The following is a 2266-nucleotide window of genomic DNA, read 5'->3' as shown; positions in this document are numbered from 1 at the left end:
CTTTTCCTTCGCGTATGTGAACCCGCATCGTTTGGCTGTCGATATCGTGAACCGTGAGATTGAGCCCTTCACCAAGGCGTAATCCCATGCTGTAAAGAGTTAAGAAGAAGACTTGATAACGGGCTTGTCGCGTGTGGTTAATCAGTGAGCTGACTTGTTGCGGTGTGAGTATGTCGGGCAGTCGTTTCACTTGTGGCGGCTTCACGATATTGAGCCACTCCCACTGTTTACCCTGTGTGTAGCGATAGAAAAACTGCAAGCCATTACGATCGAGTTTAATGGTGCTCCACGAGTGGGTTTGGATGAGAGAAGCGAAGAACTGTTTAAGGTCATTGGTGGTTAACGCATCAGGGACTCGATCAAAATGTGCGGTGATCCGACGAACCGCACGAGAATAGGCATCAATAGTTGCAGGGCGTTTACCTTGCAGTTTTAGATTGGTAAGGTGTTGTTCATAAAGGGCGTTGTAGCGTTCTAAGTCGGTGGCATTCATAAGTTACTCCTGTCAACGACCATCAGGGTGATGGTGTGACAAGAGTATGGCTTGCACTTGTTTTACTCTGCCGCGCAGCGGCTTCGTTCAACAAACTGTTCAAGAAGGGCGTTAGGTTTATCAGGTTAGTTCTTTATGAAGTTGAAATTATGAATATTGAAAATGAAGTAAAAAAATTTAAAACGCATGTATCAACAATGTCTGAAGAAGAGTCCATGAAGCATTTTTCTGAGCAGCAGAAAGCTTATGATATTGAGTATAAATCTTTCAAAAGCGCATATGATGAAGATAAGTGTTATATGTGTGGTAAGCCATTTTCTAGTATTAGCACTGAAAAACCATGCTTACATTGGCTGTTAAGGCGTTGCAAATTCAAGAAAAAAGACTTTAAGAAAATAAGTGAAGCATTCGATTTTTATCAGATTTCAGCCTATCTAAGGTGGGTGGCTTTTGCTGAATCTGGCGCAAAAAATATTAATAACCTAAAAGAAGAAAGCTCGGATCGTAAAAAATTTGAAGTAACAATTAAGTGGAAAAATATTGAGTGGACTTTAGATTGTTCTCATAATGATTTCGCAGGTCATGCAGGTAGTAAAACAGACTTCCCTCATTGGCATTTTCAAATGCGTATTGATGGCAGGCAGTTTATTAATTTTAATGATTATCACATACAATTCTCAAATAACGACCAACTTAAATTGTCTTTGGAGAATGATCAGGATTCAGGTTTTGAGCATAACTTTGGATATGCTGGGAAAGGTATGCAAGAGGTAATGGATGATATCGCTAAAGACTTTGATGGTCACATGGAGAGTGCAATGTCCGCATCAAATCCTGACGATGGCAGTGTTCATATTCAGTCAATGGTAATGGCTCCTGATGGTGGTATTTCTGGTGAAAAAATAGATGAAGCTTTAGAAATGCACAGAAAAACAGGTAAAACTCTTCAATACTGTTTTTCTAAAGTACTTGAATCAGATGAAAACGTATCTATTAAATCTATAGTCAGCCCTTCGGAAAGTGTTCCTGAGATAGCGAAAAGAACGGAACGCACGCGTAGATAAACCTAACAAAAACATAAAGGTGACGCTCTACACTCGGCGGTTTTGGTTCGGAGTTAAGTGCGCTTTGTAAGTTGGTCGTGGCGCCCCTTGTATTAGGCGTAGTGTGTCAGTGTGGGAATGTAGGTGTTCTTATCTAATATCCAAAGGTGTGTAAATAATGAATAAAGTACATGAACTTCAAAAAATGACTGAAGAAGAACTACTTGAGTATGGTGTGTTGATCGAAACTACAATTAGTTCGCTATTAATCGAATCGAAATCAAGCTCACCAATTAGGTCCAATCAGGCTGGAATGAGACTTGATTCTTGGGATAAGAAACAAAGAGAGTTAAATGACTTCCTATATAAGAAAGGTTAGTTAAAAGTTGGACTTTGAAGAACTAGGTGCGTGTCTTTATCGTGGGCTAATGGATATCGAAGGTGGGCTTTCAATGTGCTAAGTTGAGAGCCCATTTGGAAACTTAATAGGACTACGAGGGAAAAACACATACCAGCATTTAAGGTTTCAAGATACTTTTTCTAATCTTGCATAAACGATTTAGAGCTATAGGTCTAAATTGTTCATGTCCAACTCTGAGTCAGTATGTCGTCGCGACTCATGGCGAGTGCCAATGATGTATTTTGTAACTGGAAGTAGTTAGCTTTGTCGACAAAAGCTGATAACAAAGAGAGCCAAAGCTGACTAAATTGATTAACCAATAACTTTCAA

Annotated in this window: 3 protein-coding genes and 1 pseudogene; 3 read left to right on the top strand and 1 reads right to left on the bottom strand. The window is 39.6% G+C overall.

All coding sequences use genetic code 11. The annotated features are described in order from the left end of the window. On the bottom strand, positions 1 to 493 hold a 493-nt coding region (locus AB6D80_RS24710; RefSeq protein ID WP_372189903.1), incomplete at its 3' end, for a tyrosine-type recombinase/integrase. Positions 494 to 528: 35 nt separating this feature from the next. On the opposite strand from AB6D80_RS24710, the gene AB6D80_RS24705 reads away from it, so the two are divergent. The 3 genes and pseudogenes from AB6D80_RS24705 to AB6D80_RS24695 form a co-directional block, all read left to right on the top strand. Continuing rightward, complete coding sequence (locus AB6D80_RS24705; protein ID WP_372139845.1) at positions 529 to 1557, top strand: hypothetical protein; 1029 nt, start codon at positions 529 to 531, stop codon at positions 1555 to 1557. Positions 1558 to 1714: 157 nt separating this feature from the next. After that, positions 1715 to 1915 (top strand): hypothetical protein, encoded by a 201-nt coding sequence (locus AB6D80_RS24700; protein ID WP_108196711.1) that lies wholly within the window; start codon positions 1715 to 1717, stop codon positions 1913 to 1915. Between the two features lie 13 nt (positions 1916 to 1928). After that, positions 1929 to 1997, top strand: a pseudogene (locus AB6D80_RS24695) (glyoxalase/bleomycin resistance/dioxygenase family protein); the annotation flags it as partial. Between the last annotated feature and the right edge of the window lie 269 nt (positions 1998 to 2266).

Origin of the sequence: Vibrio sp. 10N.247.310.17 (assembly GCF_041466605.1) — a bacterium.
GTDB classification, from domain to species: domain Bacteria; phylum Pseudomonadota; class Gammaproteobacteria; order Enterobacterales; family Vibrionaceae; genus Vibrio; species Vibrio tasmaniensis_A.
This window is presented reverse-complemented; position numbering and strand designations above follow the sequence as displayed.

Bases quoted from the DNA above. Each gene is read 5' to 3' on its own strand.
- AB6D80_RS24700 (WP_108196711.1), top strand. From the start codon at position 1,715: ATGAATAAAGTACATGAACTTCAAAAAATGACTGAAGAAGAACTACTT.